Raw genomic sequence first — 26,274 nt, 5'->3', positions numbered from 1 at the left:
CCTCCGGCGAACGGGGTCGGGCCTGACGCGGGTGGGGTGCCCGCTTAGCCCTCCCCCTCTGTCCGTGCCCGTAGAACCCGGGCGCCTGAGAGCTTCGCCCGAACATCCGGACTTGCACCTTCGGCGGGGCCGCCCGAGGGCAGCCCGCTTTCCAGAGGCGTCTCGCCCACGCGGTCCTTTTGCCTGAGAGGTTCCGGGGAGGATTTGCTCCTTCGGCGTCGAGTCGGTCGGGTGACCGCTCGATCTCTCCCGCGTGGGTTCTGCGACGACTGTCCTTAAGTCTAGACGGACGGGTCGCTAACTCATTTGCCCAGAGTGCTGTGTCCAGGTTCAACTTGGTTCATGGACCCCGTAGCGGCACTCTCCGCGTTCGACCGGCAACTCAGGCGTGAACTTCCGCCCGGCGACCCCGAGACCACCGTCGAGCGCGAGCCGCGCCTGATCCGGCACGTCAGCACCGCCGCGCACAGCTGGCAGGGCGTCGTGTGGACCGATCTCGACGCGGCCACCGCCGACGCGGCCATCGCCGCCGAGCTGCCGCGGTTCACGGGGGACTATGAGTGGAAACACTTCAGCCACGACCGGCCCGCCGACCTGCCCGACCGGCTCGCCGCCGCGGGCCTGGTCGCCGACGTGCTGGAGGCGGTCGTGGTCGCGGAGGCCGCAGGGGTCCCAGACTTCGCCCCGCCCGCGGGCGTGGAGATCGTCGAGGCGACCACGCCGGAGGGCATCGAAAAGGCCACCGACCTGCACCAGCGCGTGTTCGGCAAGGACATGAGCAAGCTGCGCGCCCAACTGCTGGCGGCGGCGCCGGGAACGCTGGACGTGGTGCTGGCGGTCGCCGGCGACGAGGTCGTGTCGGCGGCCCGCACCGATTACTACCCGGGCACCGATTTCGCCGGGCTCTGGGGCGGCGGCACGCTGCCGGAATGGCGGGGCAAGGGGATCTACAAGGCTGTCGTCAGCCGCCGCGCGCGACTCGCGCAGGCCCGCGGGGTCAAGTATCTGCAGGTGGACGCGCTGCCGACGAGTGAGCCGATCCTGCGCCGGGCCGGGTTCGTGCGGATAACCACGACCCGGCCATTTACGGCTCGGCCGCGGTGACGAGAACGAGACCGGTTTCCGAGATGGTCGACTGCGCTAGCAGTTGGCCGTCTTGGAAACCGGTCTCGTTCTCGTCACCTTGAGGCGGCCGAGCCCGCGAGCCCGAAGGGTTCGCCAAAGACAGAGCCTTAGCCGACGTTGCGGGTCTTGCGGCGCTGAGTCAGCTCGTCCTCGGTGTGGTGCGGCAGCTCCACGCCGTCGGCGCGCTCGGCCGGGAACTCGTGGATGGTGCCGCTGATCTCCCGGATCGCCCCGGAGACCGCGATGCCGAAGACGCCCTGACCGCCTTGCAGCAGGTCGACGACCTCTTCCGGCGAGGTGCACTCGTAGACGGTGGTGCCGTCGCTGAACAGGGTGATCCTGGCCAGGTCACGCACTCCGCGCTTGCGCAGGTGGTCGACGGCCACCCGGATGTTCTGCAGCGAGACGCCGGTGTCGAGCAGGCGCTTGACGACCTTGAGGACCAGGACGTCCTTGAACGAGTAGAGCCGCTGCGACCCCGAGCCGTGCGCGCCACGCACGGTGGGGACGACCAGGTCGGTCCGGGCCCAGTAGTCGAGCTGCCGGTAGGTGATTCCCGCGATCTGGCACGCGGCAGGACCCCGGTAGCCGACGAGTTCGTCGGGCAGTGAGGCATCCGGGAACAGTTCGCCCTGCTCTCCGGTATCAGCCCCGACGGGACCTTCCTCGAACACGCTGCCTCCCCTCGTCCGGCCACCGATGGCCGTCGAACGAGACCGCCCGCTCCACTGTGGGGAACCGCCGGTCGCGCGGTTACCGGCGCGGCTGCCTGACTGGCAGTCGCGCCGGCGATGCGCTATCCCTGACGGTAAGACGGGCACGGGGACAAATCAACGCGACGCGCGGGTGCGCGACACGCCGGTTCCGCGCTCATCAGGTGTCAGCCCCGCGGAAGTCTTCCGGGGAGACCGAGTCGAGGAACTCGCGGAACTTCTCGACCTCGTCCTCCTGCTCGTCCGGGATGATCAGCCCCGCTTCCTGCAGGACCGAGTCCTCGGCGTGGATCGGCACGCCCACCCGCAGGGCCAGGGCGACGGAGTCGCTCGGCCGGGCGGAGACGCGCACGTCGCCGTCGAAGACGAGTTCGGCGAAGAAGGTGCCTTCGCGCAGATCGGTGATCCGGACCTGCTCCAGTTCGCGACCGAGCGCGCCGATCACGTCCTTGAGCAGGTCGTGGGTGAGCGGCCGCGCGGGCCGCACCCCCTGTTGCTCCAGGGCGATCGCGGTCGCCTCGACCGATCCGATCCAGATCGGGAGGTACCGTTCACCTTCGGTCTCGCGCAGCAACAAGATCGGCTGGTTCGCGGGCAACTCCACCCGCACTCCCACGACGCGCATCTCGCTCATCGGGCTCGCCTCCCTCCGCTCGCTGGGGCGTCAGGCGTCCCGTTCCCTTTCGAGGATCGCTCATCGCCTGGTTCGACGCTACCCGCCATCCGGTCCTCACGCCCGACTATCTCACGGTGATCAGATCACAATGAATAGCCGGACAGCACCGGTTTTACCTGCTGATCATTCGCCGGAGACCGGCCTTGACGAGCAGTGAGTGCAAGCCCACCGCCAGTGTGCCGAGCTCGCGGGTGACGCTGTCGGCACGCTCGCGCGCCGACGGGTCGCGCTGCTGGTAGAGCGGCGCCACGACCTGCTCCACCAGCCCGATCTCCCGGTCGGCCGCGGCACGGAACGCCCGCAGATGCCTGGGCTCGATGCCGTAGTCGGCCAGGCCCGCGGCCAGCCGGGCCACCTGCACCGCGTCACCGTCGTAGAACCCGCCGTCACCGACGGCGAGCAGACCATACTGTTCCAGCTCCGCGACCAGAGCGGTGCGCACACCCGCGCGGGCGATGACCTCGTCCCTGGTGAGCCGCAGCGTCGGCGAATCGTCCGGCGCCGGGGTGTCCGGCTCGGCCGGAACCGCGCTCAACTGCCGGGTCACGGCGGCCATGGGCGGCGCGCCGCCGCGGTCGGCCTGGTCGAGCTGGTCCTTGATCACCCGCAGCGGCAGGTAGTGGTCGCGCTGGGCGGCCAGGACGAACCGCAGCCGCGCGACGTCGTCCTCTGCGAACCTGCGGTATCCCGAAGGCGAGCGCCGCGGGCTGACCAGGCCCTCCGCTTCGAGGAACCTGATCTTGGAGATGGTCACGTCCGGGAACTCGGGGCGGAGCCGTTCCAGCACCGCCCCGATGTTCCATCCGTCACGGGCGGGCCGCCCGGCCGCCGTCACGGTTCGACCTGCCTAAGCGCCCGCGCCGGGTCCGGTCAGGAAGACCAGCCGGAACTTGCCGATCTGGACCTCGTCGCCACCGGCGAGCACGGCCTGGTCGACCGGCTCGCGGTTGACGTAGGTGCCGTTGAGGCTGCCGACGTCGATCACCACGAACTCGCCGCCCTCGCGGCGGAACTCCGCGTGGCGGCGGGAGACGGTGACGTCGTCGAGGAAGATGTCGCTGTCGGGGTGCCGACCCGCGCTGGTGGTGTCGCGGTCGAGCAGGAAGCGCGAGCCCGCGTTCGGGCCGCGCTTGACCACCAGGAGGGCGGATCCGGCGGGAAGGGCGTCGACGCCCTGCACCGCGGGTTCGGGGGCCGGGGCCGGGGTGCCCTCGGCTTCGGAGAGGAAGTCGGCCCGGAATACGGAAGTCCGCTCCGGAGACTGCTCCGGCGGGACGCCGGGCCCGTCGTTCGTGCTCACCTGAGCTCCTCCTGCTGTTCTGTTCCGCTGAACAGTGTCAACGTACCGTGCGCGATCAGCACCCGGGATGGTGGCACCCCACTGAGCGCACGCGGCCGAACGAAGATCGTCTCATGTCGACGCGGTCAGCCGCAGGGCGGCCCTGGTCTGCACCAGGTACAGCAGCCCTGACCAGAGGAACAGCGCGCCGCCCCAGATGGCCAGCGCGTAGGAGATCGGCCGGACCACGGTGGCCAGCGTCGACTCGCCTTCGGCCAGAAGGAGCAGCGGGAAGGCGTACATCAGGTTGAACGTGGCCGCCTTGCCGATGTAGGTCACCTCGGGCGGGCCGAAGCCCCGGCGCCGGAGCACCGCGATGCAGCCCGCCACGACCACGTCCCGCAGGACCAGGGCGGCGGCCACCCACCAGGGCACGATGTCGCGGATGACGAAGGCGACGATCGTGGCCAGGGTGTAGAGGCGGTCGGCGGCCGGGTCGAGCAGGGCGCCGAGGCGGCTGGACTGGTCGAGCCAGCGGGCGATCTTGCCGTCGAGCCAGTCGGTGAACCCGCCGAACATCAGGATGCCGATCGCCCACGCGTCCGCGCGCGGGACCAGCAGCAGATAGAGGAAGACGGGCACCCCGGCGAGCCTGAGCATGCTCAGCACGTTGGGGATGGTCAGCACCCGGTCGGAGAGTGCGTCCCGTGCGGGTTCGGCCATAAGCGGTGAGCCTAATGGGCGGCTCAGCTGCGTCGGCGCGACCAGCCCTGTTCGTCCAGCGCGGCCGCGCTCAGGGCGCACGGCCTGCCGAAGGTGTCGAGGCCGACCCAGCGCAGGCGGCCCGCGGAGCCTTCCAGGACGTAGGCGCGGCCTTTGCTCCACACGACGGAGCAGGGCGCGGTCGGGAGTTTGCGAAGGGTGCGGACGCCGGGTTTGACGGCGATGTCGTTCACGCTGTTTTCCGTTCGGCACGATGTGGGGTCCAGCCCTGCCGTTCGAGCGCTGATCGGCTCAGCGACTGCGGCCTGCCGTATTGGTCGAACCCGACCCAGAACGCGTATCCGTCCACAGCTTCCAGGACGTAGGCGCGCCCGCGGCTCCACACGACGCTGCAGGGCAAGGTGGGCAGTCTACGCGGCCGCAGCGGCGTGGCCGCCGCGGGCTGTGCGCCCTCGGGCTCGCTGCCTGAGATCGCGTCGTCGCTCATCTCCGCCCACCTCCGCCAGGACTGTCGAACCGCGATACGCCTTCGTTAGCCTGTTTACATAGTGGCCGCCCGATCGGTGCATAAGCTCCATCTATTGGCTGACATGGCGACATTCCGCACGCCGGAAGGGGGATTGTGGCACTTGCGCGACGGTTGGCCGCCGTTGTCGGGGTCGAGCATGTGCTGACGGACCCAGCCGTGTGCGCGGGTTTCACCACCGACTGGACCGGGCGGTACCGGGGATCGGCGGCGCTGGTGGTCCGTCCGGCGGATCGCGACCAGGTCGCCGAGGTGCTTGCGGTGTGCGGGGAGTTCGGGGCCGCGGTGGTGCCCCAGGGCGGCAACACGGGCCTTGTCGGCGGCGGTGTCCCCCACAACGGTGAAGTTCTGCTGAGCCTGACGCGGTTGTCGGCGCTCGGGCCGGTCGATTCGGCGGCCCGGCAGGTCAATGCGGGTGCAGGCGTCCGGTTGTCAGCCCTACGGGAGCACGCAGCGGCATCGGGGCTGGACTTCGCCGTCGACATCGCCGCGCGGGAGTCGGCGACGGTCGGCGGGATGGTGGCCACGAACGCGGGCGGGCTGCGGGTGCTGCGGTGGGGATCGATGCGCGAGCAGGTGGCGGGGGTCGAGGCGGTGCTCGCCGACGGGCGGGTCGTCGGGTCGCTTTGCGGGCTGGACAAGGACAGCACCGGCTACGACCTGGCGGGTTCCCTGGTCGGCAGCGAGGGCACGCTCGCGGTGATCACGGCGGTGCGGCTGCGGCTCATCCCCGCGTTCGCCCGCCGGGCGACGGCGCTCCTGGCGTTCGGCGGCACGTCCGACGCGGTGGCGGCGATCTCGGCACTGCGGTCACTGCCGTCGCTGACCTCGGCCGAGGTGTTCTACGACGACGGCCTGCGGCTGGTCTGCGCCCATCGCGACATCGCCCCGCCGTTCCCGGTGGCGCACCCGGTGTATCTGCTGGTCGAGTGCGCCGCCGACGACGATCCCATCGAGGAACTGGGCTCGGTGGAGCTTCCCGGCGCGCTCGACACGGCGATCGCGGTGGACGAGACCGCGCGCAGGACACTGTGGACATACCGCGAGGCGCACACCGAGACGGTGAATTCCCTTGGCACGCCGCTGAAGCTCGACGTCGGCGTGCCGGTCGCGCGGGCCGCGGAGTTCGAGCGGGCGATCCGCGCGGCCGTCACGTCGGGCACGTTGGTCCTCTTCGGACACTTGGCCGAGGGGAACTTCCACGTCAACGTGGTGGGCGCCGATGACGAGGAGCGGATCACCGACACCGTGCTGCGCGCCGCCGCCGCGCTCGGCGGGACGATCTCCGCTGAGCACGGCGTCGGCGTCGCCAAGGCCGCCTGGTTGAACCTGACCCGCTCCCCCGCCGAACGCGACCTCTACGCCGCGATCAAGCGCGCCTGGGACCCCGCGGGCGCGCTCAACCCGGGCGTGCTCATTCCCCGCTGAAGTTCGGCGGGCGCCGCTCCAGGAACGCCTGCACGGCCTCGCCGAGGTCCTTGCTGGGCAGGAACGCGGAGTTCCAGGTGGCGACGTAGCGCAGGCCGTCGGCGACGCGGGCGTCGCGCTGGTGGCCGAGGACGTCCTTGGTGCCCTGCACGACCAGCGGCGGGTTCGCGGCGATGTCGGCGGCGAGTGTCCGCGCGGCGGCCAGCACCTCGTCCTGGTCGGCGTAGACGTCGTTTACCAGGCCGATCGACCGCGCGCGTTCGGCGTCGATGTCCTTGCCGGTGAAGGCGAGTTCGCGCAGGTGGCCCTCGCCGATGATCCCGGCGAGGCGCTGCAGGCTGCCCAGGTCGGCGACGATGGCCACCTTGACCTCGCGCACGCTGAACTTGGCGTCGGCGCTGGCGACTCGGATGTCCGCGGCGGCGATGACGTCCACGCCGCCACCGATGCACCAGCCGCTCACGGCGGCGATGACCGGCTTGCGGCACGCGGCGACGGCGGTGACGGAGTCCTGCAGGCCGCGGATGATGTCGAGGAACCTGGTGCGCGGCCCGGCGAGCGACTCGCCGCCGAGCAGCCCGGCCCAGTCGCCCATCATCGCGGGCAGGTCGAGGCCGTACGAGAAGTTCGCGCCGCTGCCGGTGAGCACGATCGCGCGCACCTCGGGGTCGGCGTCGAGCTCGCGGAACACGATGGGCAGTTCGCGCCAGAAGTCGGGGCCCATCGCGTTGCCCTTGCCGGGCCCGAGCAGGGTTACCTCGGCGACGTGGTCGGCCACGTCGACCTTGAGCGAGACCAGGTTCTCCGTCATGGCCGCTAGTATTACTCACCAGTAGCTATAAGTCCCGCGCGCGTTCTACTCCGAGTGGCATTGCCCACGCTTCACGGTTCGCCCGATCGTGTCAGCCTGGGTTTGCGAGGCTTGTCGGGGGCGCGGGGTAGGTTCCGAGTCCGTACCGGGAATGGATGGGAGACCCGCCATGGCAGGGCAAACGGCGATGTCGACGCCGATCTTCGACGAACTGCTGCGCGAGATGGCGGCGGGCGCCACCCCGGCGACCAAGGCGAAGGAAGAGGCGCCGCAGCAGTCCGAGCCGGAGGCCGCCCAGAGCCAGGGTGCCGGACGCCGTCGGCGCCCGGATTAGCGCTACCGCCGAGTAACATCTCGGCATGCCCTCAGAGCACGCCTCGTCGTTCCAAGTCGGCGACCACACGCTGCGCTATACCGAGTTCGGCGCCGGTGACCGCCTGATCGTGCTCACCCACGGCCAGCTGATGACGCGCCGCATGCAGGCGCCCCTGGCCCGTTCCCTGGCCGAGGCCGGGTACCGCGTGATCACGCTGGACCTGCTCGGCCACGGCGAGTCCGATCGGCCCACCCGCTCGTGGGAATACTCCATGACCACCTGGGCCACCCAGGTCGTCGCCCTCCTCGACCACCTCGGCGTCGAACGCGCCATCGTCGGCGGCACGTCACTGGGCGCGAACGTGTCTTTGGAGGTCGCGGTCGCGGCGCCGTCACGGGTCGAGGCGCTGATCATCGAGATGCCCGTACTCGACAACGCGATCGTCGCGGGCCTCATCGCCTTCGCCCCACTGCTGTTCACCGCCCGCTTCGTCCCCGCCGCCGTCCGCGGCGTCGCGTGGGCGGCGGCCCGGGTACCCAGCGGAAACCAGTGGGTCGACGTCGTCACCGACACCCTGCGCCAAGAGCCCGCGGCGATGGCGGCGGCGGTCCACGGCATCTTCTTCGGCCGCGTCGCCCCACCCAAATCGTTACGTCTCGGGATCACCGCGCCGACCCTCGTCATCGGCCACCGCCGCGACCCGATCCACCCGTTCGGTGACGCCGACATGCTTGCGGGTGAACTCCCGAACTCCACTTTCGTGGAAGCGGAGAGCCCGCTGGAGCTGCGTTTCCGCCCCGAGCGGCTCACCGGCGCCATCCTGGAATTCTTGACGAACGTTTCATAATCGTTTGACAGACCCCGCACACTCTTGGGCACACTCGTGGCATGACTCTGGGGGAGACTCATACCACCCTGCGTGCCCTGGCCCACCCGCTGCGGCTGCGCATCCTGAACATGCTGACCACCACGCCGATGAGCGCGGCCGAAGTGGCTCGCGAGGTCGGCCACAGCCAACCCAACATCAGCTACCACCTGCGCAAACTCCTCGACGCGAGCATGGTCGAGATGGTCGAGGAAGTCCCCATCCGCGGCGGCATGGCCAAGCGCTACCGCAGCACCACCCTCGACCACGCCACCCCGACACCCCCGACCGCCGACACCGAGATCTGGGTGGACCCAGCCCTCTGGCGCGACACGGTCACCCGCGCCCGCGAACTGACCCACCGCCTCCACAACGCGGCGCAGGCTCCGCACACCCCGGGAACGGTGCCGGTCCGCACGTCGAACATGCTCGACATGGACTGCCGCTAGCTCACTCGGACGGCCACAGGAGTTGGTCGAGCGACAGGAGATCGAACCCGATCTCCGCCGCCGCGGCCCTGGCAACCACCATGATCGCGTGAGGGTCGCTGGGAACGACGAACCCCAGGTGCTTCAATCGCTTCGCCACGCGCACGTCGGGTTTCAGCGCATCCGCCCCGCACCGCATTCGCATGTACGCGAAGAGGGCGGGACCGATGCCACGGACGGCGCCGACGACCGGGTCGAGCGCATAGGCGTGCTCGAATCCCCGCGCGCCGTCCGCCCACTTCCTGCACGCGTCGTCCTCGTTCAGACCGAGCTTGGTCGCGAAGGCGACCAGATTCCGGGCGACGGTCTGCATCGTCGCGGGCTCGGTAGATCGCAACTTGTGAGTTGCGGCGTCAGGCGGGCTGTCGGCCAGCGCCCGCAGACTCATGTCCGATCGGGCCTTGCCCCAGCCCTCGACCATCGCCAGGACCCGGCTCTTGTATCGCCGCTGCCGGGAGGCGACCACGTCGAACACCATCGCGCCGCGACGACCCTCGTACCTCTGCCCGTACTCCTCGGCGGCGGCCCTCGCGGCCTCGCCCCGCGACCTGGCGAGTTCCTCCAGGTTACGCACCGCGCCCGACCACTCGATTCGCTCGCGGAGGGCCTCCAGGCCCGCAGGACTCATGCGGAACTTGTACCAGCGGGCAGGCCGCGGCGAAAGATCAGCGTGCCAGTGCGTCGTCCAGTTCGGCCAGGAGCCTCGCCTTTGGGCGGGCGCCGACGATGGTGTGGATGGGCATGCCGTCGCGGAAGAGGATCAGGGTGGGGAGGGACATGACCTGGTAGTCGCGGGCGGCGGTGGGGTTCTCGTCGGTGTTGATCTTGCTCACCACCAAGCCCGCGCGTTCTTTGGCGATCTCGTCCAGTACCGGGGCGATCATGTGGCACGGCGGGCACCACTGGGCCCAGAAGTCCACGAGCACGACCTCATCCCGCCGCAGCACCTCAGCGATTGTCTCGTCGGTGAGTTGCAGCATCACTGTTCCTCCGTCGTCACGCGGCAGGGGTCTTGTCTGGCCATGGCGGTCGAGAGCTTGCCGAGCAGCCCCGCCCGCACCTCGTTCAGACGCTCCAGGCAGGCGTCCACCTCGGCGAGCTTGCGCCGGTACACCTCGATCGAGTCGGCGCACGCGTCGCCCGCGGCGTGGCCCGCGCGCAGGCACTCGACGAAGGGGCGGGTGTCGTCGAGGGTGAGGCCGACGGCCTGGAGGGTCAGGATCTCGTTGACGAGACGGAAATCGTCCTCGCCGTACTCGCGATAGCCGTTCGCCGAGCGTTGGGCTTCGAGGAGACCTTGGGACTCGTAGAAGCGCAGCGCGCGGGTCGTCGTCCCGGCCCGTTTGGCCAGTTCACCGATACGCATGCGACCGACGGTAGACGTTGACGCGCACGTCAAGGCAAGGCGCGGAGATAGCGGCTGGTGATCATGTCCTGCACCAGGTGCGCGACGGGATTCCGGGCGAGCAGGCTCGCGGGCCGCGAGAAGGCGGTGATCGTGAAGGTCACCGCGCCGTCGCGCCGTTCGAGGATGAAAGCTTCCTCGCCGCGCTCCGGGTGCCCAGGCAGCGTGCCATAGGCGAAGCCCTGCCGGTCCGGCTCGTCGACCACGTAGACGACTCGGCACGGAGCGCGGAACAGGGCGAAGCCGAGGATGACCACCGCGTCCGGGGCGACATCGCCCGACGACGTCACCTGGAGGCCCGCACGGCGGTGCACCTCCCACCCGAGCAGGTCCCGCGCCGCTCGGGCGAAGTCGGTCTCCTCGGACAAGGTCACCGTCCGGGCGATTGTGCGATAGCCCGTTGGCAGCGTCGTGGCGGTGTGGCCGACTTCCGCGTAGGTGAACGGGGCGTCGCGGAGGGCGGCCAAGCGGTTTGGCGTCACCTGGGCAGTCTGGTCGATGGGGAAGATCGCATCACCCTACGATGCCTCACATGCTCGAACCTTTGCGGCACATCATGTTCCGCAGGCTCACGATCGGCCGGGTGGCCACCTACCTCGGCAACTCCGTCGCGCCTATCGCGTTGGCGTTCGCGGTGTTGGATCTGACCGACTCCGTTGTCGCGCTCGGGCTGGTCGTGGGGGCGAGATCCATCGCCAACGTGCTTCTGCTGCTGATGGGTGGCGTGCTCGCCGACCGGTTGCCGCGGGCGGTGATCCTGCAGGGCGCGAGTATCGCGGCGGCGGTGTCGCAGGCGATGACGGCGGCGGCGGTCCTCATGGGGTTCGCGTCGCTGCCGTTGCTGGTGGTGCTGAGTGTGATCAACGGGGCTGTCTCCGCGGTGTCACTCCCGGCGGCGTCGGCGCTGACGCCGCAGACGGTGCCCAAGGGGCTGTTGCGGCAGGCCAACGCGGTGGTCCGGATGGGCGTCAACACCGCGATGATCACCGGGGCGTCCCTTGGCGGCATGGTCGCGGCGCTGGCCGGGCCGGGCTGGGCGATCGCGGGTACGGCGGTCGTGTTCCTGGTGGCGTCGTTCTTCTACGCGCGGGTCGACGCGCCCGAGATCGATGAGGACGCGCCGACGCGGCCGTGGGCCGACATCCGGTCCGGGTGGCGGGAGTTCACCGCGCGCGCGTGGGTGTGGAGTGTCGTGGCGGCGCTCATGGTGATCAACGCGTCGGTGACCGGCGGGATATTCGTGCTCGGCCCCTCCGTCGCCGACTCGACCATCGGGCGGCTGGCCTGGGGGTTCGTGCTCGGCGCGCAGACCGTGGGGGCGTTGGTCGGCGGGATCCTGGCGACACGCTGGCAGCCGCGGCGGGCGCTGCTGTTCGGGACGGCGTTGATCGGCGTTCAGGCGGTCCCGCTGCTGGTCCTGGCACACGCGCCCGCGGTGGTGCCGCTGCTGATCGTGATGTTCGTCGGCGGCATGGCCATCGAGCAGTTCGGCATCGCGTGGGACGTCTCGCTGCAGGAGAACGTCCCACCGGACCGGCTCGCGCGGGTCTACTCCTACGACGCGGTCGGCTCGTTCGTCGCGATCCCGGTCGGCGAGATGGCGGCCGGTCCGCTGTCGAAGGCGTTCGGCGTGTCGGCGACGCTGACCGGCGCCGCGGTGCTGGTCCTGGTGGCCGTCGCGGGCGCGGTGTGCGCGCCGAGCGTGCGGTCACTCGTGCGGAATCCCGAGAAGCCCGTACAACGCGCCCGCACCTGACGGCGTCAGCCGGACCGCCCGCGACGACCCGACGCGCACGACCCATTCCCGCTCCATCAACGCCGTGCACAGCGCGGCTCCGGCGGCGCCCGCCAGGTGCGGGCGGCGCTCGGTCCAGTCGAGGCAGGCTCGCGCGGTCGGCCGGGTCCGTGACCGCAGCGCGCCCGGGTCGACGCCCAACTCGCGGACCAGCCACTCCACGCCCTGCGCGGTCAGCGCGAGATCGGCGTCGCGGTCGAGCAGGCGACGGTCGGCCATGGCGTCGGTAAGGGCGACGCCGAGGGTGCCCGCGAGATGGTCGTAGCAGGTGCGGGCGGCGGCCATGGCCCGGTCGGCGATGGCCACCCGCAGCGACGACGACTTGGTCGCGGGCGCGCGACGGCTCATGAGCTGCTCGACCAGCGCGGCCACGGAGCTGTCGGCGAGGCGGACGTAGCGGTGCCGCCCCTGCCGCTCCTCGGCGAGCAGGCCACCGCGGACGAGCTTGTCGAGGTGTTCGCTGGCGGTGGACCGCGCCACCCCCGCCGAACGCGCCAGCTCCCCGGCCGTCCACGCCCGCCGGTCGAGCAGCGCGAGGCAGAACGCGGCCCGCGTCTCGTCGGCGAGCAGCCCCGCCACGGCGGCCAGTTCGGCGGCTCCGGTCATGCCCACAGCATCCACCCGCGACCGTTCGGCCGCGGCCGAACCGTGGCTCACTTGATCCCGGCCGCGTCCATCCCGCGCAGTTCGCGCTTGAGGTCGTGGATCTCGTCGCGCAGGCGGGCGGCCAGCTCGAACTGGAGGTCGCGGGCGGCGTTCATCATCTGGTCGGTGAGCTGCTGCACCAGGTCGGCCAGCTCGGCGCGCGGCATGGACTTGACGTCCTTGTCGCCGATGACTCCCGCGCTGCGGGCGTTGCCCGGCTCCCCCGCCGCGCGCTTGCCGCGGGAGGCGTTGCGGCCGGAGCCGCCGACGGGGACACCCTCGTCCTCGGCCTCGGTGAGCACGCGGTCGAGGATGTCGGCGATCTTCTTGCGCAGCGGCTGCGGGTCGAGGCCGCGTTCGGTGTTGTACGCGATCTGCTTGGCGCGCCTGCGGTTGGTCTCGTCGATGGCGTGCTGCATCGAGTCGGTGATCCGGTCGGCGTACATGTGGACCTGGCCGGAGACGTTTCGGGCCGCGCGGCCGATGGTCTGGATCAGAGATGTGCCGCTGCGCAGGAAGCCTTCCTTGTCGGCGTCGAGGATCGCCACCAGGGACACCTCGGGCAGGTCGAGGCCCTCGCGCAGCAGGTTGATGCCGACCAGGACGTCGTAGTCGCCCAGCCGCAGTTGGCGGAGCAGCTCGATGCGGCGGAGCGTGTCGACCTCCGAGTGCAGGTAGCGCACCCGGATGCCCAGCTCCAGCAGGTAGTCGGTCAGGTCCTCGGACATCTTCTTGGTCAGCGTCGTGACCAGCACGCGCTCGTCGCGCTCGGCGCGTTCGCGGATCTCGTGGACCAGGTCGTCGATCTGACCCTCGGTCGGCTTGATGATGACCTCGGGGTCGACCAGGCCGGTGGGCCGGATGACCTGCTCGACGAACTCGCCGCCCGCCTGGCCCATCTCGTACGGGCCGGGGGTGGCCGACAGGTACACCGTCTGGCCGATCCGCTCGGCGAACTCCTCCCAGGTCAGCGGCCGGTTGTCGACGGCGCTGGGCAGCCGGAAGCCGTGTTCGACCAGGTTGCGCTTGCGCGACATGTCGCCCTCGTACATGCCGCCGATCTGCGGCACCGTCACGTGCGACTCGTCGATGACGAGCAGGAAGTCCTCGGGGAAGTAGTCGATCAGCGTCGCGGGCGCGGTGCCGCCCGCGCGGCCGTCGATGTGGCGGGAGTAGTTCTCGATGCCGGAGCAGAACCCGACCTGGCGCATCATCTCGACGTCGTAGCTGGTGCGCATGCGCAGCCGCTGGGCCTCCAGCAGCTTGCCCTGCCGCTCCAGCGTCGCCAGCCGCTCCTCCAGCTCGGCCTCGATGTCGCGGATCGCCCGCTCCAGCCGCTCGGGACCGGCGACGTAGTGCGTGGCGGGGAAGATGCGCAGTTCCTCGACCTCGCTGACGATGTCGCCGGTCAGCGGGTGCAGGTAGTACAGCTTGTCGATCTCGTCGCCGAAGAGCTCGATGCGGATGGCCAGCTCTTCGTAGGCCGGGATGATCTCGACGGTGTCGCCGCGCACCCGGAAGGTGCCGCGGGCGAACGACATGTCGTTGCGCGTGTACTGCACGTCGACCAGCGCGCGCAGGAACACGTCGCGGTCGACCTCGGCGCCGACGCGCAGCGCGACCGAGCGGTCGAGGTAGGACTGGGGCGTGCCGAGGCCGTAGATGCAGGACACCGAGGCGACCACGATGACGTCCCGCCGCGACAGCAGACTCATCGTGGCGGAGTGGCGCAGCCGCTCGACGTCGTCGTTGATCGACGAGTCCTTCTCGATGTAGGTGTCGGTCTGCGGGATGTACGCCTCGGGCTGGTAGTAGTCGTAGTAGCTGACGAAGTACTCGACCGCGTTGTCCGGGAAGAACTCGCGCAGCTCGTTGGCCAGCTGGGCGGCCAGCGTCTTGTTGGGCGCCATGACCAGCGTCGGCCGCTGCACCCGCTCGATCAGCCAGGCCGTGGTGGCCGACTTGCCCGTGCCGGTGGCGCCGAGCAGCACGATGTCCTGCTCGCCCGCCTTGATGCGCTTCTCCAGCTCATCGATGGCGGCGGGCTGGTCGCCCGCGGGCTGGTAGTCGCTGACCATGCGGAATTTGCCGCCCGCGCGCGGGATGTCGCTGACGGGGCGGTGCTCGGAGTGCGCGAGGACTGGGTGCTCGGTCGGGAATGCCACACAACGAGGCTACGCGGGCCCACCGACATTCTCAGCGAGGAGCGTCCTCAGCTCGGCACCCACCCTGGCCAGCGGCTCTGTGCTGCCCTGCGCGCGGCAGATCAACAACGCCCCCTCGATGCCCGCGATGGCCAGGGTCGCCAGCGACGCCGCTCGGGCAACCGGCACACCCCGCCGGACGATCGCCGAGGCGAGCAGCGACTCCCACCGGCCGAACGCGACCCCGGCCGCAGCCCGCGCCGACGCGGTCTCGTTCGACGACAGCGCCGCCGCCGCGACCGGACAGCCGTCCTGGAACTCCGCCGCCGTCAACGCCGACGTCCAGTACCCGACGAACGCGGCGATGGCCGCCTCGGCGTCGTCATCGAGCAGCCGCTCCAACAGCGCGCTGATGAACGTGCCACCGCGCTCGGTCGCGGCCAGCGCAAGTTCCTCCTTGCCACCAGGGAAATGGTGGTAGATGGACCCGCGCGAGACCCCGCTGTGCTCGACAACGTCCCGCAGTGACGTGTCCGCGACCCCGCGCGCCCGGAACAGCACGACCGCGCTGTCAATCATGGCTTCCCGCGGGGCCCTAGGCATCGACGCGCTCCAGCCGCGCCGGGACGTACTTGTGCCACGGCGTGCCCGCGAGGAAGTCGCGGTGGTGCCGCGAGGTCAGCTCGTTGGGCGCGACGCCGGGGCCGCCGTCGAGGCCGAGTCCGTTGGGCAGCGAGATGTGCCCGGCCTGCATCATGTCCGTCACCTCGACCACCGCCTCGGCCTGCCCGCGCTCGGTGACCACGCGAAGCGTGTCGCCGCTGGCCACGCCGAGGCCGTCGGCGTCGGCCGGGCTCAGCCGCAGCGCGCCGCCGCGGTCGCGCCGCCGCCAGTCGGGGTCGCGGATGATCGTGTTCGCGGTGAACGCGCGCCGCTCCCCCGCCGACAGCACGTACGGGAACTCGTCGGTGACCCACGAGCTCGGCTCGTCGGCCAACGCGCGCGTCCGCTCGACCAGTTCGGGGATGTCGAGGGTGAACCGCCGGTCCGGCCTGCGCACGTAGTCCCACGCGTGCTCGTGGTCGTCCAGCGTGAACACCACGCCCTCGCCGCGCAGGACCGCGTCGAACAGCCGGTCGCCCGGCTCGAACCCGGATCCGGTGAAGCCCGCGCGCCGCACCGACGCGGGGTTGGCCAGCGCGCAGAGCTGCGCGGCGCCCCACAGCGACGCGGTGTTATCCGCGCCGTCGGGCAGGGTCGGGCCGAGGGTCTCGCGCAGCAGATAGGGCGCCAGCGGCATGAGCTTCGGGTTGGCGCCCACGGTCAGGAAGAACGCCGCCGCGTACTGCTTGCGCCCCCGTCGCGCGGCCCGACGCAGCGGTGCCAGCACGGACTCGTCGACGACGCCGAGCGCGCGGATCAGCCTGCTGTAGATCTCCGGTTCGGCGAGCGTGCCCTCCAGCGGGGCCATCAGCGGCTTGCGCAGGTGGAAGACGTTGCGCGGGAAGTCGACGTTGAAGAACGTGCACTCCCACTTCTCGAACTGGCTCGACGCGGGCAGCACGTAGTCGGCCTGCCTGGCGGTCTCGGTCATCGCGATGTCCACGACCACGGTCAGGTCGAGCGCGCGCATGGCCTCGCGGAAGCTCGCCGAGTCGGCCAGCGAGTGCGCCGGGTTGACGCTGTCCATCCACATCGCCCGGAAGCGATCCGGGTGGTCGGTCAGGATCTCCTCGGCGATGGAGTTGCACGGGAGCAGGCCCGCGATGATCCGCGCGCCGGTCACCGGAGTGCGCCTGCCCGGACCGCCGGGCTTGGCCGACCCGCGCGCCACCTTGGCCGCCCGCGGGCTCAGCGCGGCGCCGACCCGGGCGGCCAGCGCGTCGGGCAGCACCGCGGGGAGCCGGATCACCGCCGCGGCGACGGCGTCGGTCGCCGCCCCGACCAGCTTGTCCACAGTGGACTTGGGTTTGCGCGAACCGGATCCCGGCGCCGCGCCCGCGATCGGCGCGAAGGACGAGTGCAGGAACATCGCGCCCTGCTTGGCGAAGTTCCCGGTCAGAATCCAGAGCAGCTTGTTGAGATAGGACGAAAGCGTGCTGTGCGGAGCCTGCTGGATGCCCAGATCCTCATACGTGCAAACGCTTTCGGCCGCGGCGATCCGGCGCACGGTCTCCCGCAGCAGGCTTTCCTCGACACCACAGCGTGCCGCGTAGTCCGCGACGTCCACCGCGCGCAGGGTGTCGACGATCCTGTCGGCGCCGGTCGTGTGCTGGTCGATGAAGGCGTGGTCGACCAGGTCCTCCTGCACGAGGATCGCGCCCAGCGCGGCCAGGCACCACGCGTCGGTGCCCGGCTTGACCTGGAGGTGGATGTCGGCCATCGCGGCGGACTCGCTGCGGCGCGGGTCGATGACGACCATGGTCCGCTTCGGATCAGCGGCCAGCGCCTTGAGAACCGGTCGGGCGCGCGGGAAGCTGTGCGACTGCCATGGGTTCTTGCCGACGAAGACGACGACCTCGGCGTGCTCGAAGTCGCCCTTGGTGTGGCCGCCGTAGAGCCTGCCGTCGACGTACATCTCGCCGGTCTTCTCCTGGGCGAGCGCGTTCGACTGATAGCGCGCGCCGACGGCACCCTGGAGGGCCTTGTTGTAGGTGGCGCCGAGGTGGTTGCCCTGGCCGCCGCCACCGTAGAAGAAGATCTTGTCGCCGCCGTGTTCGTCCCGGATGGCGGTGAGCCGCTCGGCGATCTCGGTGATCGCGGTTTCCCAGCTGATCTCCTCGTACTCACCGTCCGGCGTGCGGCGCAGCGGGCTGGTCAGGCGGACCGTGCGGCTCTGGTAGTGGTCGAGGCGCAGCGCCTTCTCGCAGGTGTAGCCCTCGGAGGCGGGGTGGGTCTTGTCGCCGCGGATCTTGGCGAGGGACCGGCCGTCGACCTGCACCTCGATGCCGCAGTTGCACTCGCAGAGGATGCACGCGGACTTCTGCCACTCGGTCACGGGTTACCTCCAGGGCGTCTATGACAGTTGTCATAGTCACCGACGGGGAGGGAACCGTCAACCGGAACAGTCGCAGCAGTCGCAGCAGTCACAGTCGCAGTCCGGCGTCGACCGCGGCTTGCCGCTCCACGGGCCGGGGTAGGGATCGCGGCAGCACTGCTGGCAGGTCCCGCACTCGTACAGGCACGCCACGCAGCCCATCGCGAAGCCGCGGCCCTTCGGCGGGTTCTCCAGCGTGGGCCACCGCCAGCAGAAACACCGCGACGGCTTGTACTGGTGGAAGTGCTCGGCGTGTGGGGGCGGCGGACCTTGGGGACCGGTCGCCGCGACCGGCCGATGGTGCGCCTGAGAGCCGCCGGGTGGCAGCGGCGGCGCCGGGCGCTGCCAGCCACCGGGCGGGACGTCGTGGACCGACAGTCCATGGCCGCGGAAGGCGCGCTCGACGGCGGCCCCGAGTTCGTGCACGAGCAGCGCGTGGACCAGCGCGGAGTCCCGCAGTTCGGCCTCGGACAACGCGAGCCGGACGCCGAGCACCGCGTCGTCGCACAGCCGTCGAGCCTCGGCCAGGCTGGTCCCGGTGCCGGCCAGGGGGTTCCACGCCCCAACTGCGGCGTCGGCTGCCAAGTCCTCGACCGCGTCGATGAGGTGCGCGACCCGGCCGAACAGCCTGCCCGCCTCACTCAGCGGCGCCACGTTCCCCGGCCTGCCCGCCAACACAGCGGTGTGCGCGAACGCGGCGGCGGTCGCGGTCTCCGTCAGCTCGGTCGCGCTCAGCACCGACGACCCCAGCCCCAGCTCCGACTCCACCTCAGCCTGGCGGCCCACCGCGTCGAGCAGCACCGCGGTCGGGAAGCCCAGGTCGGCACCGGTCATCCCGCCCTGCCTGGCCCACCGGTCGGCGACCCGGCGCGCGGTGCCCGCCACCGGACGCCGCCCGAACACGCCGTCGCCGTCCTCGACGTGGTCGCGCACCTTGGCCGAGGCCAGCACCAGCGACACCGCCGCCGCCAGCCGCGCACCCGAGCCCTCGGCGACCGACGCCGACCGCAGCCCCCGCAGCGCGCAGGGACCGGCCATGCGCCGAGCGGGCGGGACCTGGGCCTCGACCAGCGCGGAGATCACCAGACCGTCGTAGTTGGTGACGGTCCTGGCGAGCTGACCGTGGTCGTCACGCAGGGCGAGGCAGAGCCCGCACAGATGCGCGAGCCAGGTCTTGGCCAGCTCACCCGGAAGCCGATGGCGGCACGGCCGCAGGATGCCGAACATCAGCAGCTGCAGTCACAGCAACAGCCGTCGCAGCAGCAGCCGTCGCAACTGCTGCACCCGCAGTCGCCGCAGTCGCAGTTGCGGCACCAGCCGGACTTGGGCTCGCCGGTCCACGGGTCGTGGTACGGGTCGGCGCAGCAGTACTGGCAGGTCACACACATCGCCAGGGCCACGCCGCAGCCCGCGAGCGTGCCGCGCGACCGACCCCACCGCGGCGGCTCGTGTCCCGGAGGCTGCTGCCCCGGCGGCGGCTGGTGCCCGGGGTGCGGCGGGTATCCCCCGGGCGGCGGCTGCTGCCAGCCGGGAGGCGGCGCGCGGTGGCCGGGCGGCGGGGGCTGCCGGTGCAGGTCGGGGCTGATCAGCAGCCGGGGTTCGTCGAGCTGCCCGCCGGGCCGGTGGCCGAAGGTGCGCACCACGGCCGTCTCCAGCTCGTGTGCCAACAGCTTGTGCACGAGCTTGCCGTCGGTGAACTCCGCTTCCTTGAGCGCGAGCCGGACCCCGAGCACCGCGTCGTCGCACAGGCGGCGGGCCTCGGTCAGCGTCGTGCCGGTGGCGGTCAGCGGGTTCCACGCGCCCGCGGCGGCGTCGATGTCGATGTCCTCGACGGCGTCGAGCAGGTGGGCGACCCGGCCGAACAGCCTGCCCGCCTCACTCAGCGGCGCCACATTCCCGGGCCTGCCCGCCAACACAGCGGTATGCGCGAACGCGGCGGCGGTCGCGGTCTCCGTCGGTTCGGTCGCGGTCAGCACCGACGATCCAAGGCCGAGTCCCGACTCCAACTCGCCCTGACGGCCGACGGCGTCGAGAAGGACGGCGGTGGAGAAGCCGATCCGCTCCCCCGTCGCCGAGCCCTGCCGCGCCCAGCGGGTCGCGATGCGGCGGGCCACGCCCGCGACCGGGGCACGGCGGAACGCGCCGTCGCCGTCGCCGACGTGGTCGCGCATCTTCGCCGAGGCCAGCACCAGCGACACCGCCGCGGCGAGCCGGGCGCCGTCACCCTCCGCCACCGGCGCGGGCCGCATGCCCCGAAGGGGGCACGGTCCGGCGATCCGGCGGCCGCCGACCGCGGGCGACTGGGCCTCGACCAGCGCGGAGATCACCAGGCCGTCGTAGTTGGTCACGGTCCGGGCGAGGTGACCGTGGTCGTCGCGCAGCGCCAGACACAGTCCACAGAGGTGAGCCATCCACGAAGTACGCAACGTGGGCGAAAGTCGGTGCCTGCAAGGGCGAATGATTCCGAACATCGACTCGACTGTCCCTTCGCGATCACCGGCATGCGCGCGCGGAGCCTAGCTGGATTCACCCGTTCGGATGGCAGAAACCCTCAGAAAGCACTGGGCGAACCGCGGTGGGCTAGGCACGATGGGCGGCATGGCCGCGAACTTCCCGGTGCCCGTCCCGATCGCCCGTCGCGACGAGACCCACCACGAGGTGCATCCACCCAAGGTGGAGCTGTTCGACCTGGCCGCGATGACGAACACCGACCCGAAGGGCTTCGTCCGCGCGGTCGACGAGTACCGGCGCACCGACCAGGGCCTACTGATGGCCCGTCCGGTCGACGGCCACCGCCGCATCGCCTACTTCGAGTCGCTGCTGCTGCCCGAACTCGGCCTGCGGGTGTCGAAGTGGCGGCCCAAGCCGGGCTACGACCTCGGCCACGACTTCTACATCGACGTCGTCGACATCACCGACGGCCCGGTGTGGCGCACCGTCGACCTGTACCTCGACGTACTCGTGCGCACCGGCCGCGACCTGCGCGTGGAGGACACCGACGAGCTGCTCGCCGCGCTCCGGGCCCGGCTCATCGACGTCTCGGCCGCGCAGCGCGCTTTGGAGCGGACCCACCACGCTGTCGACGGCATCGCCTACCACGGCTACGACGTCGACGCGTGGCTGCACTCCCTCGGCGTGACCACGATCTGGCGGACCCATTAGTGGACACCCGCCGTACTGGTCAACAGTGAGTAGTCCTCACCACCGGAAATTAGCTCGATGGATATCGAAGAGCACCCGAGTCGTGACATAACGAATCGGTCCCGGTGATCACTGAACGAACTCGGCCGACTACGCTCTGGCCGGTGGGCACCGCCATCACGCCGCAACTGGTCGACATCGTCGACACGGTGACAGCGGTACGCAGCTTCTCGTCCGGGATGTCACGCACGCTGAACACGTGCCAGATAGAGCGCTGGGGCCTGCGCCTGGAGTGCCCGACGCCGGAGGACCCGTTCTCCGACACCGAGGTCACCTGGCTGCTGCCGGAGCTCAACCTGCGCCTCACCCAGCAGAAGCCCCGATCGCGCCACGCGCGCGGCGGCCCGAGCGTGCTCACCGCCGTGCGGATCCTGCGCGACGGCCGCTACTGGCGCACCACCGACCTGCTGCTCGGCCTGGCCGCCCCCGGCGGCACGTCGGCGCGGATCGTGCGCTCCGAGGAGTTCGCCGCCGCCGTCGCGGGCCGCGTCCTGCGGGTGGGCGACGCCGACCTCGCGCTGTGCACGGTCCACAAGACGCTGGAGGAACTGAGCCGCGTCCGCCACGACCTGTCGTCATGGCTCGCGTTCAAGCACATCTTCGAGGTCTGGCCGCCCTACTAGGGAGTCCAGCCGGTCTCGGCAGCCCATGCCTCGGCGCGCGGGAGCGCGTCGGCGAACCAGGGTTCCTTGGCGTTCCCGTACGCGCGGATCTCGTCGAATCCACCCGCCAGTCCGCGTTTGACCTGCTCGTACTCGTCGCGGGCCGCGTCGTCGGCGCGCAGCCACGCGGGCATCAGCAGCGCGTAGCGCCAGCCCGGCGATCCCTCGGCGCGGATGTGCACGTTGGCCCAGCGCAACGGGTCGGCGCCGACGTGGGTGCGCTTGCGCCAGCCCGCCGGGTCGCCGCCGAGCGGATACGGGGTGTCCTGGTCGAATCCGGGCAGATACGGGAAGCCCGCCTTGCCCAGCGGCTCGACCAGCTTCTCCGCGTCGTCCAGGTCCGCCACCGTCACCTGGAAGTCCAGCACGTCCTTGGCGGCCAGCCCCGGCACCGACGTCGACCCGATGTGGTCGACCCGGGCGCCGGTCGCGAGGCGCAGCCTTGCCAGCGCCCGCTGGGCCTGCGCGGGCCAGGTCGGGTCGGGGTCGACCAGCCGCGGCCCGCCGCGCGGCGTGTGCCGGTGCAGCCGGACGTTGGCCTCGAACCGGACCAGCCGGTCGGCCCACAACTCGTCCACGGCGGCCAGCACCTGGTCCGGCGCTCCCCCGTTGTCCAGCCACACGTCCGCCACGGCCCGCCGCGCGTCCTCGGTGGCCTGCGCGGCGATCCGGGCGCGGGCGTCGGCCTCGGCCAGGCCGCGCGAGTGCACGAGCCGGTGGACCCGCGTCTCGACCGGCGCGTCCACGATGACCACGAGGTGGTAGTTCGCCGCGAGACCGCCCTCGACCAGCAGCGGGATGTCGTGCACGACCACCGCGTCGGCGGGCGCGGCGGCGAGCAGCTCGGCGGTGCGCGCGCCGATCCTGGGGTGCACGATCGAGTTCAGCAGCGCCCGCGACTCGTCACTGGCGAACGCGATGCCCGCCAGCGCCGCCCGGTTGAGCGTGCCGTCGTCGTTCAGGATGCCCAGGCCGAAGGCCGCGGCCAGTTCGGCCAGCCCGTCGGTGCCCGGCTCGACGACCTCGCGGGCGATCTTGTCCGAGTCGATGAGCCACGCGCCGTGCTCGGCCAGTCGACCGGCCACAGTGGACTTGCCGGATCCGATGCCGCCGGTGAGGCCGACCTTCAACATGCCGACAGTCTGTCAGGCGCCTTACGATCACCACATGCTGGCGGCGCTGACGGGAATGGGCCTCTCGGCCGCTGCGGGGCTCAACGCCTACATCCCGATCCTGGTGGTCGGCATGCTGGCCAACTTCACCGACGCCGTGCGCCTGCCCAACGAGTTCTCCTGGCTGGGCAACGGCTGGGTGCTCGGCATCGTCGGCGTGCTGCTGGCCGCCGAGTTCGTGCTGGACAAGGTGCCGGTGGTCGACAGCGTCAACGACACCATCCAGACCGCCATCCGCCCCGCGTCCGGCGGCATCGTCTTCAGCGCGACCGCCGCCGCGGCCGAGGTCGACAACTCCACCTGGATGAGCGAGCACCCGTGGGTCGGCTGGCTGCTCGGCATCGTCACCGCGCTGATCGTGCACCTGATGAAGTCGACGGCACGGCCGGTGATCAACGCGTCCACCGTGGGGCTGGGCGGTCCCGTGGTGAGCGCGGTGGAGGACGCGGGATCGGTGAGCCTGAGCTTCGTGGCGATCTTCCTGCCGATCCTGGTGATCGTGTTCCTGATCGCCCTGGCCTTCATGGTGGTGTGGACCTACCGCAAGGTGCGGGCCTTCCGAGCTCGCACCAAGCGGCGTCCTGTCCCCGGATAGTGGCGACACGCCCGCCGAATTCCGGCGTTCGCGCACTGTGAGTGGCTACGGTGACCCGCAACACCGTCACCCACACGGAGGACCGATGCGCAGCGCCCGGCGTCCTGGACGGCATCGGCTCGGCACGCCCGGGCTGGTGCACTGCGTGGTGCACACCTCCGTGGCCGACGCGCTCGCCGAATACCGCAGGACGTGGTGGTCGACGCTGTTGCTTCCCGCCCGGCACAGCCTGGCCGGGCTTCGCAGGCGCGCCGCGGCCGCCGCGATGGAACGGGCGTGGGCGCCCGCCGTCTAGGGCAGTTTGCTGAGCATCGCGGTGATGAACGCTTCGGCTTTGGCCTGGTCCAGGCCGAGCGCGGTCAGCGGCGAGTCCTCGATACCGAACAGGGCGAGCAGGATGTGCTCGGTGCCGATGTAGTTGTGTTCGAGCCGCAGCGCCTCGCGGACCGACAGCTCCAGCGCCTTCTTGCACGCCGCGTTGAACGGGATCAGCGGGCCGGGGTCGGCGTCGCTGGGCTCGGGCAGCACGATCGCGGCGCGGATCTTGTCCGCGTCCCAGCCCTGATCGGCCAGTGCCAGCATCGCCATGCTGTCGGTGGACGAGAGCAGCCCCAGGACCAGGTGCGCCGGGGCGATCTCGGTGTGGTGCGCCTGGCGGGCCTCCTCCTGTGAGTGCACCACCGTCTGGCGCGCCTTGTCGGTGAAGCGCGCGAACATGTTCGGGTCGTCCTTGGGCACGAAGCGCTGCTGCGCGGCCTGCTTGGTCACGCCCATGGACTTGCCGATGTCGGTCCACGACGCGCCGGAGCGGCGGGCCTGGTCGACGAAGTGGCCGATGAGGTGGTCGGCGAGGTCGCCGAGGTACTCGGCGTTGAGGACGGCAGCGGACAACTGGTCCAGCGGGTTGTCGTCCGGGTAGGCGGTGCGGATGGCGTTGATCAGGTCGTCGAGGCGTGGTTTCTCCATGCCGTCAACTGTAGGTTGACGCACCCGGGATCGTCAACCAGAGGTTGACGATCCCGGGTATCAGTTCAGGACGCCTCCCCCACGTGCTCGCTGTTGCCCGCGCCGTGGGACTTGCCCGGCGCGCGGACCCCGTTGACCGTGGAGGTGTCGAACGCGAAGGTGATCACCGCGGTGGCGATCGCGTCGGCGTTGACGTCCAGCGCGAACAGGTTGAGGTTGTCGATGTCGTCGCACGGCTGGTGGTAGCACGGGTCGTACGCCAATCCGGCCGTGCCGCCGTAGCGGCTCGCCTGCTCGGCCGTCTTCACGCCCTCAGCCCCGGTGAACAGCCCACCCGCCGGGATATCCACGGCGATGAACGGCCCGTAGTCCGACCGGCCGGAGAACTCCGTGTCGTCCTTCGGCAGCCCGCGGTCGGCGTAGAACTTCTCGAAGACGTCCTCGATCTGCGCCGATCCCGGCGGGATGAAGCCGGGCGGCGCGGTGCCGCCGGAGTTGTCGCCGTCGTAGATGCCGAAGAAGTGGTTCGGCGAGCCGACCATGTCGAAGTTCAGGTACAGCGCGATCTTGTCCTGCTCGGCCTGCGACAGGTTCGCGATGTAGTACTCCGAGCCCAGCAGGCCCTCCTCCTCGGCGCCCCACCAGGCGAACCGGACCTTGCTGTTGGTCTTGACCTTGGCCATCTGCTCGGCGACCTCGAGGATCGCCGCGGAGCCGGTGCCGTTGTCGTTGATGCCGGGGCCGTCCTGGACGCTGTCGAGGTGGGCGCCCGCCATGACGACGTTGTTCGGGTTGCCCTCGTCGCTCTCGGCGAAGACGTTCCACGCCGTGCGGGTCTCCGCCAGGAAGTCGACCTTGACCCGGGCGGTGCGCGGGCCGGGCGCGGCGAGCGCGTTGCCGGTCTCGAACGTCGCGAACACGACCGGGATCGCCAGGCCGGGGGTGTCACCGACCGGCGTGACGAGGCCGGTGCGGCCCGGCTGGCCCTCGTTGAACAGGATCACCGCTGAGGCGTTCGCGGCCTGCGCGTTGAGCGCCTTGACGTTGAACCCGCAGGTGCCGCGCTGCAGCAGCGCGATGTTGCCCGCGGGGAAGCCCGCGAAGTCGGCGGCGGTGCACCCGCTGGAGTTCGAGTTCGGCGTAGGCGGCGGCGGCAGGACCACGTCCACCGGGGTCACGACGCCGGTCGCCTCACCGATGAACGTCGGCACGAAGCCGTTGCGGTTGAAGTCGCGGTTGTTGACGTAGGTGATCGGGGTCGGGGTCAACTGCTGCAGCTCGGAGTTCTCCTCGAAGTAGGGGAACTCGAACGCCTGCACGGTCGGCGTGTACCCGGCGTCGGTGAGCCGGTCGACGACGTAGTCGACCGAGGCGGCATAGCCGGACCTGCCCGCGGCGCGGTCGCCGCCGTTGGCGTCGGAGACCGCCTGCAGCGCGGTCAGGTGCTCCATGACGCCTTCGACCGTGACGGCCTTGGTCAGCTTCTTGGGTGAGTTGTTGTTCGGATCAGCGGCGGCGGGTCCGGCGGCGGTCACGGACGCGACGAGCGCCCCGACTGCCACCAGGCTCAGCCAGCTCCGCTTGCGAGCGCGGATCGACATCGAGCTCCCTCCAAAGGATCTGTGACGTGAGTCACCCGATGGGGGTCTCCCAACCACGCTAAAGCGTTACAAAACGGACACTGGAACGCCCGAAGGCCCCC

31 protein-coding genes and 1 riboswitch are annotated in these 26,274 nt (G+C 70.7%); of the genes, 10 read left to right on the top strand and 21 right to left on the bottom strand.

Annotated features, from left to right (window positions below):
- Positions 1–161: 161 nt before the first annotated feature.
- Positions 162–262, bottom strand: a riboswitch (glycine riboswitch).
- Positions 263–342: 80 nt separating this feature from the next.
- A complete protein-coding gene (locus ACSHT8_RS00425; protein ID WP_436496572.1) occupies positions 343–1,104 on the top strand; it encodes a GNAT family N-acetyltransferase in 762 nt (253 codons plus the stop codon).
- A gap of 128 nt (positions 1,105–1,232) precedes the next feature.
- Here ACSHT8_RS00425 and ACSHT8_RS00420 read toward each other — a convergent pair whose 3' ends face one another.
- From ACSHT8_RS00420 to ACSHT8_RS00390, 7 genes are all read right to left on the bottom strand, one after another.
- Complete coding sequence (locus ACSHT8_RS00420) at positions 1,233–1,799, bottom strand: MerR family transcriptional regulator (RefSeq protein WP_436496570.1); 567 nt, start codon at positions 1,797–1,799, stop codon at positions 1,233–1,235.
- A 199-nt stretch (positions 1,800–1,998) separates the two neighbouring features.
- Entirely contained in the window at positions 1,999–2,472 is a 474-nt protein-coding gene (locus ACSHT8_RS00415; protein ID WP_054046144.1) for a bifunctional nuclease family protein, read from the bottom strand.
- 154 nt (positions 2,473–2,626) lie between these two features.
- The gene (ftsR, locus tag ACSHT8_RS00410; protein ID WP_436496568.1) at positions 2,627–3,349 is read right to left on the bottom strand and encodes a transcriptional regulator FtsR; all 723 of its coding nucleotides are present in this window, start codon (positions 3,347–3,349) and stop codon (positions 2,627–2,629) included.
- Positions 3,350–3,361: 12 nt separating this feature from the next.
- Positions 3,362–3,814 carry a glycogen accumulation regulator GarA gene (gene garA, locus ACSHT8_RS00405; protein WP_436496566.1) on the bottom strand — a complete coding sequence of 151 codons (453 nt, stop codon included), beginning with the start codon at positions 3,812–3,814 and terminating at the stop codon, positions 3,362–3,364.
- A gap of 111 nt (positions 3,815–3,925) precedes the next feature.
- Entirely contained in the window at positions 3,926–4,516 is a 591-nt protein-coding gene (locus tag ACSHT8_RS00400; RefSeq protein WP_436496564.1) for a CDP-alcohol phosphatidyltransferase family protein, read from the bottom strand.
- 23 nt (positions 4,517–4,539) lie between these two features.
- On the bottom strand, positions 4,540–4,749 hold the full coding sequence (locus ACSHT8_RS00395; protein ID WP_436496562.1) for a hypothetical protein: 210 nt from the start codon (positions 4,747–4,749) through the stop codon (positions 4,540–4,542).
- Positions 4,746–5,003: a hypothetical protein gene (locus ACSHT8_RS00390; protein ID WP_436496560.1), complete on the bottom strand. Its 258-nt coding sequence runs from the start codon at positions 5,001–5,003 to the stop codon at positions 4,746–4,748. Before ACSHT8_RS00390 ends, ACSHT8_RS00395 begins: the two co-directional genes overlap by 4 nt.
- A 180-nt stretch (positions 5,004–5,183) precedes the next feature.
- On the opposite strand from ACSHT8_RS00390, the gene ACSHT8_RS00385 reads away from it, so the two are divergent.
- The gene (locus ACSHT8_RS00385) at positions 5,184–6,470 is read left to right on the top strand and encodes an FAD-binding oxidoreductase (protein ID WP_436496558.1); all 1,287 of its coding nucleotides are present in this window, start codon (positions 5,184–5,186) and stop codon (positions 6,468–6,470) included.
- Here ACSHT8_RS00385 and ACSHT8_RS00380 read toward each other — a convergent pair.
- On the bottom strand, positions 6,457–7,281 hold the full coding sequence (locus tag ACSHT8_RS00380) for a crotonase/enoyl-CoA hydratase family protein (protein ID WP_436496556.1): 825 nt from the start codon (positions 7,279–7,281) through the stop codon (positions 6,457–6,459). The two genes, ACSHT8_RS00385 and ACSHT8_RS00380, sit on opposite strands and share 14 nt — an antisense overlap.
- A gap of 169 nt (positions 7,282–7,450) precedes the next feature.
- On the opposite strand from ACSHT8_RS00380, the gene ACSHT8_RS00375 reads away from it, so the two are divergent.
- Genes ACSHT8_RS00375 through ACSHT8_RS00365 form a run of 3 tightly spaced genes read left to right on the top strand, consistent with a single transcriptional unit; the run spans position 7,451 to position 8,911 of the window.
- On the top strand, positions 7,451–7,615 hold the full coding sequence (locus tag ACSHT8_RS00375; RefSeq protein ID WP_436496554.1) for a hypothetical protein: 165 nt from the start codon (positions 7,451–7,453) through the stop codon (positions 7,613–7,615).
- A gap of 25 nt (positions 7,616–7,640) precedes the next feature.
- Entirely contained in the window at positions 7,641–8,444 is an 804-nt protein-coding gene (locus ACSHT8_RS00370) for an alpha/beta fold hydrolase (RefSeq protein ID WP_436496552.1), read from the top strand.
- Positions 8,445–8,485: 41 nt separating this feature from the next.
- Positions 8,486–8,911, top strand: a complete 426-nt coding sequence (locus ACSHT8_RS00365) for an ArsR/SmtB family transcription factor (protein ID WP_436496550.1) — start codon at positions 8,486–8,488, stop codon at positions 8,909–8,911.
- Between the two features lies 1 nt (position 8,912).
- On the opposite strand, the gene ACSHT8_RS00360 is transcribed toward ACSHT8_RS00365, so the two are convergent.
- The 4 genes from ACSHT8_RS00360 to ACSHT8_RS00345 form a co-directional block, all read right to left on the bottom strand.
- Complete coding sequence (locus tag ACSHT8_RS00360; protein WP_436496548.1) at positions 8,913–9,428, bottom strand: hypothetical protein; 516 nt, start codon at positions 9,426–9,428, stop codon at positions 8,913–8,915.
- A gap of 187 nt (positions 9,429–9,615) precedes the next feature.
- Positions 9,616–9,930 (bottom strand): thioredoxin, encoded by a 315-nt coding sequence (trxA, locus tag ACSHT8_RS00355; RefSeq protein ID WP_436496546.1) that lies wholly within the window; start codon positions 9,928–9,930, stop codon positions 9,616–9,618.
- The gene (locus tag ACSHT8_RS00350; RefSeq protein WP_436496544.1) at positions 9,930–10,316 is read right to left on the bottom strand and encodes a MerR family transcriptional regulator; all 387 of its coding nucleotides are present in this window, start codon (positions 10,314–10,316) and stop codon (positions 9,930–9,932) included. The genes trxA and ACSHT8_RS00350 overlap by 1 nt, the downstream gene beginning before the upstream one ends.
- 29 nt (positions 10,317–10,345) lie before the next feature.
- A complete protein-coding gene (locus ACSHT8_RS00345; RefSeq protein WP_436496542.1) occupies positions 10,346–10,837 on the bottom strand; it encodes a DUF1990 family protein in 492 nt (163 codons plus the stop codon).
- 41 nt (positions 10,838–10,878) lie between these two features.
- Here ACSHT8_RS00345 and ACSHT8_RS00340 point away from each other — a divergent pair, with 41 nt between their 5' ends.
- Entirely contained in the window at positions 10,879–12,111 is a 1,233-nt protein-coding gene (locus tag ACSHT8_RS00340; RefSeq protein WP_436496540.1) for an MFS transporter, read from the top strand.
- Here the strand turns inward: ACSHT8_RS00340 and ACSHT8_RS00335 are convergent.
- From ACSHT8_RS00335 to ACSHT8_RS00310, 6 genes are read right to left on the bottom strand one after another with little or no spacing between them, the layout of a single operon-like run.
- Positions 12,064–12,756, bottom strand: coding sequence for an ArsR/SmtB family transcription factor (locus ACSHT8_RS00335; RefSeq protein ID WP_436496538.1), 693 nt, complete (start codon positions 12,754–12,756; stop codon positions 12,064–12,066). The genes ACSHT8_RS00340 and ACSHT8_RS00335 overlap by 48 nt on opposite strands.
- Before the next feature lie 47 nt (positions 12,757–12,803).
- Entirely contained in the window at positions 12,804–14,960 is a 2,157-nt protein-coding gene (uvrB, locus tag ACSHT8_RS00330; RefSeq protein WP_436496537.1) for an excinuclease ABC subunit UvrB, read from the bottom strand.
- 9 nt (positions 14,961–14,969) lie between these two features.
- Positions 14,970–15,518, bottom strand: a complete 549-nt coding sequence (locus ACSHT8_RS00325; protein ID WP_436496535.1) for a TetR/AcrR family transcriptional regulator — start codon at positions 15,516–15,518, stop codon at positions 14,970–14,972.
- 16 nt (positions 15,519–15,534) lie between these two features.
- Positions 15,535–17,937, bottom strand: a complete 2,403-nt coding sequence (locus tag ACSHT8_RS00320; protein WP_436496533.1) for a molybdopterin-dependent oxidoreductase — start codon at positions 17,935–17,937, stop codon at positions 15,535–15,537.
- A gap of 57 nt (positions 17,938–17,994) precedes the next feature.
- Positions 17,995–19,203 (bottom strand): DUF5685 family protein, encoded by a 1,209-nt coding sequence (locus ACSHT8_RS00315; protein ID WP_436496531.1) that lies wholly within the window; start codon positions 19,201–19,203, stop codon positions 17,995–17,997.
- A complete protein-coding gene (locus ACSHT8_RS00310; protein ID WP_436496529.1) occupies positions 19,203–20,447 on the bottom strand; it encodes a DUF5685 family protein in 1,245 nt (414 codons plus the stop codon). The genes ACSHT8_RS00315 and ACSHT8_RS00310 overlap by 1 nt, the downstream gene beginning before the upstream one ends.
- Positions 20,448–20,574: 127 nt before the next feature.
- On the opposite strand from ACSHT8_RS00310, the gene ACSHT8_RS00305 reads away from it, so the two are divergent.
- Both ACSHT8_RS00305 and ACSHT8_RS00300 read left to right on the top strand, forming a co-directional pair.
- Complete coding sequence (locus tag ACSHT8_RS00305; RefSeq protein ID WP_436496528.1) at positions 20,575–21,138, top strand: DUF402 domain-containing protein; 564 nt, start codon at positions 20,575–20,577, stop codon at positions 21,136–21,138.
- Positions 21,139–21,281: 143 nt separating this feature from the next.
- Positions 21,282–21,800: a DUF402 domain-containing protein gene (locus ACSHT8_RS00300; RefSeq protein WP_436496526.1), complete on the top strand. Its 519-nt coding sequence runs from the start codon at positions 21,282–21,284 to the stop codon at positions 21,798–21,800.
- On the opposite strand, the gene coaE is transcribed toward ACSHT8_RS00300, so the two are convergent.
- On the bottom strand, positions 21,797–22,972 hold the full coding sequence (coaE, locus tag ACSHT8_RS00295; RefSeq protein ID WP_436496523.1) for a dephospho-CoA kinase: 1,176 nt from the start codon (positions 22,970–22,972) through the stop codon (positions 21,797–21,799). The genes ACSHT8_RS00300 and coaE overlap by 4 nt on opposite strands.
- A 34-nt stretch (positions 22,973–23,006) precedes the next feature.
- On the opposite strand from coaE, the gene ACSHT8_RS00290 reads away from it, so the two are divergent.
- The gene (locus ACSHT8_RS00290; RefSeq protein WP_436496521.1) at positions 23,007–23,606 is read left to right on the top strand and encodes a DUF4126 domain-containing protein; all 600 of its coding nucleotides are present in this window, start codon (positions 23,007–23,009) and stop codon (positions 23,604–23,606) included.
- A gap of 85 nt (positions 23,607–23,691) precedes the next feature.
- Positions 23,692–23,901, top strand: a complete 210-nt coding sequence (locus ACSHT8_RS00285) for a hypothetical protein (protein WP_436496519.1) — start codon at positions 23,692–23,694, stop codon at positions 23,899–23,901.
- On the opposite strand, the gene ACSHT8_RS00280 is transcribed toward ACSHT8_RS00285, so the two are convergent.
- Entirely contained in the window at positions 23,898–24,572 is a 675-nt protein-coding gene (locus ACSHT8_RS00280; protein WP_436496517.1) for a Clp protease N-terminal domain-containing protein, read from the bottom strand. The two genes, ACSHT8_RS00285 and ACSHT8_RS00280, sit on opposite strands and share 4 nt — an antisense overlap.
- Before the next feature lie 65 nt (positions 24,573–24,637).
- Positions 24,638–26,173: a M28 family metallopeptidase gene (locus ACSHT8_RS00275; protein WP_436496515.1), complete on the bottom strand. Its 1,536-nt coding sequence runs from the start codon at positions 26,171–26,173 to the stop codon at positions 24,638–24,640.
- Positions 26,174–26,274: the final 101 nt, after the last annotated feature.

Origin of the sequence: Actinokineospora sp. HUAS TT18 (assembly GCF_051364635.1) — a bacterium.
Taxonomy (GTDB): domain Bacteria; phylum Actinomycetota; class Actinomycetes; order Mycobacteriales; family Pseudonocardiaceae; genus Actinokineospora.
The sequence above is the reverse complement of the archived record's forward strand: the minus strand, read 5'-3'. Positions and strand labels throughout refer to the sequence as shown.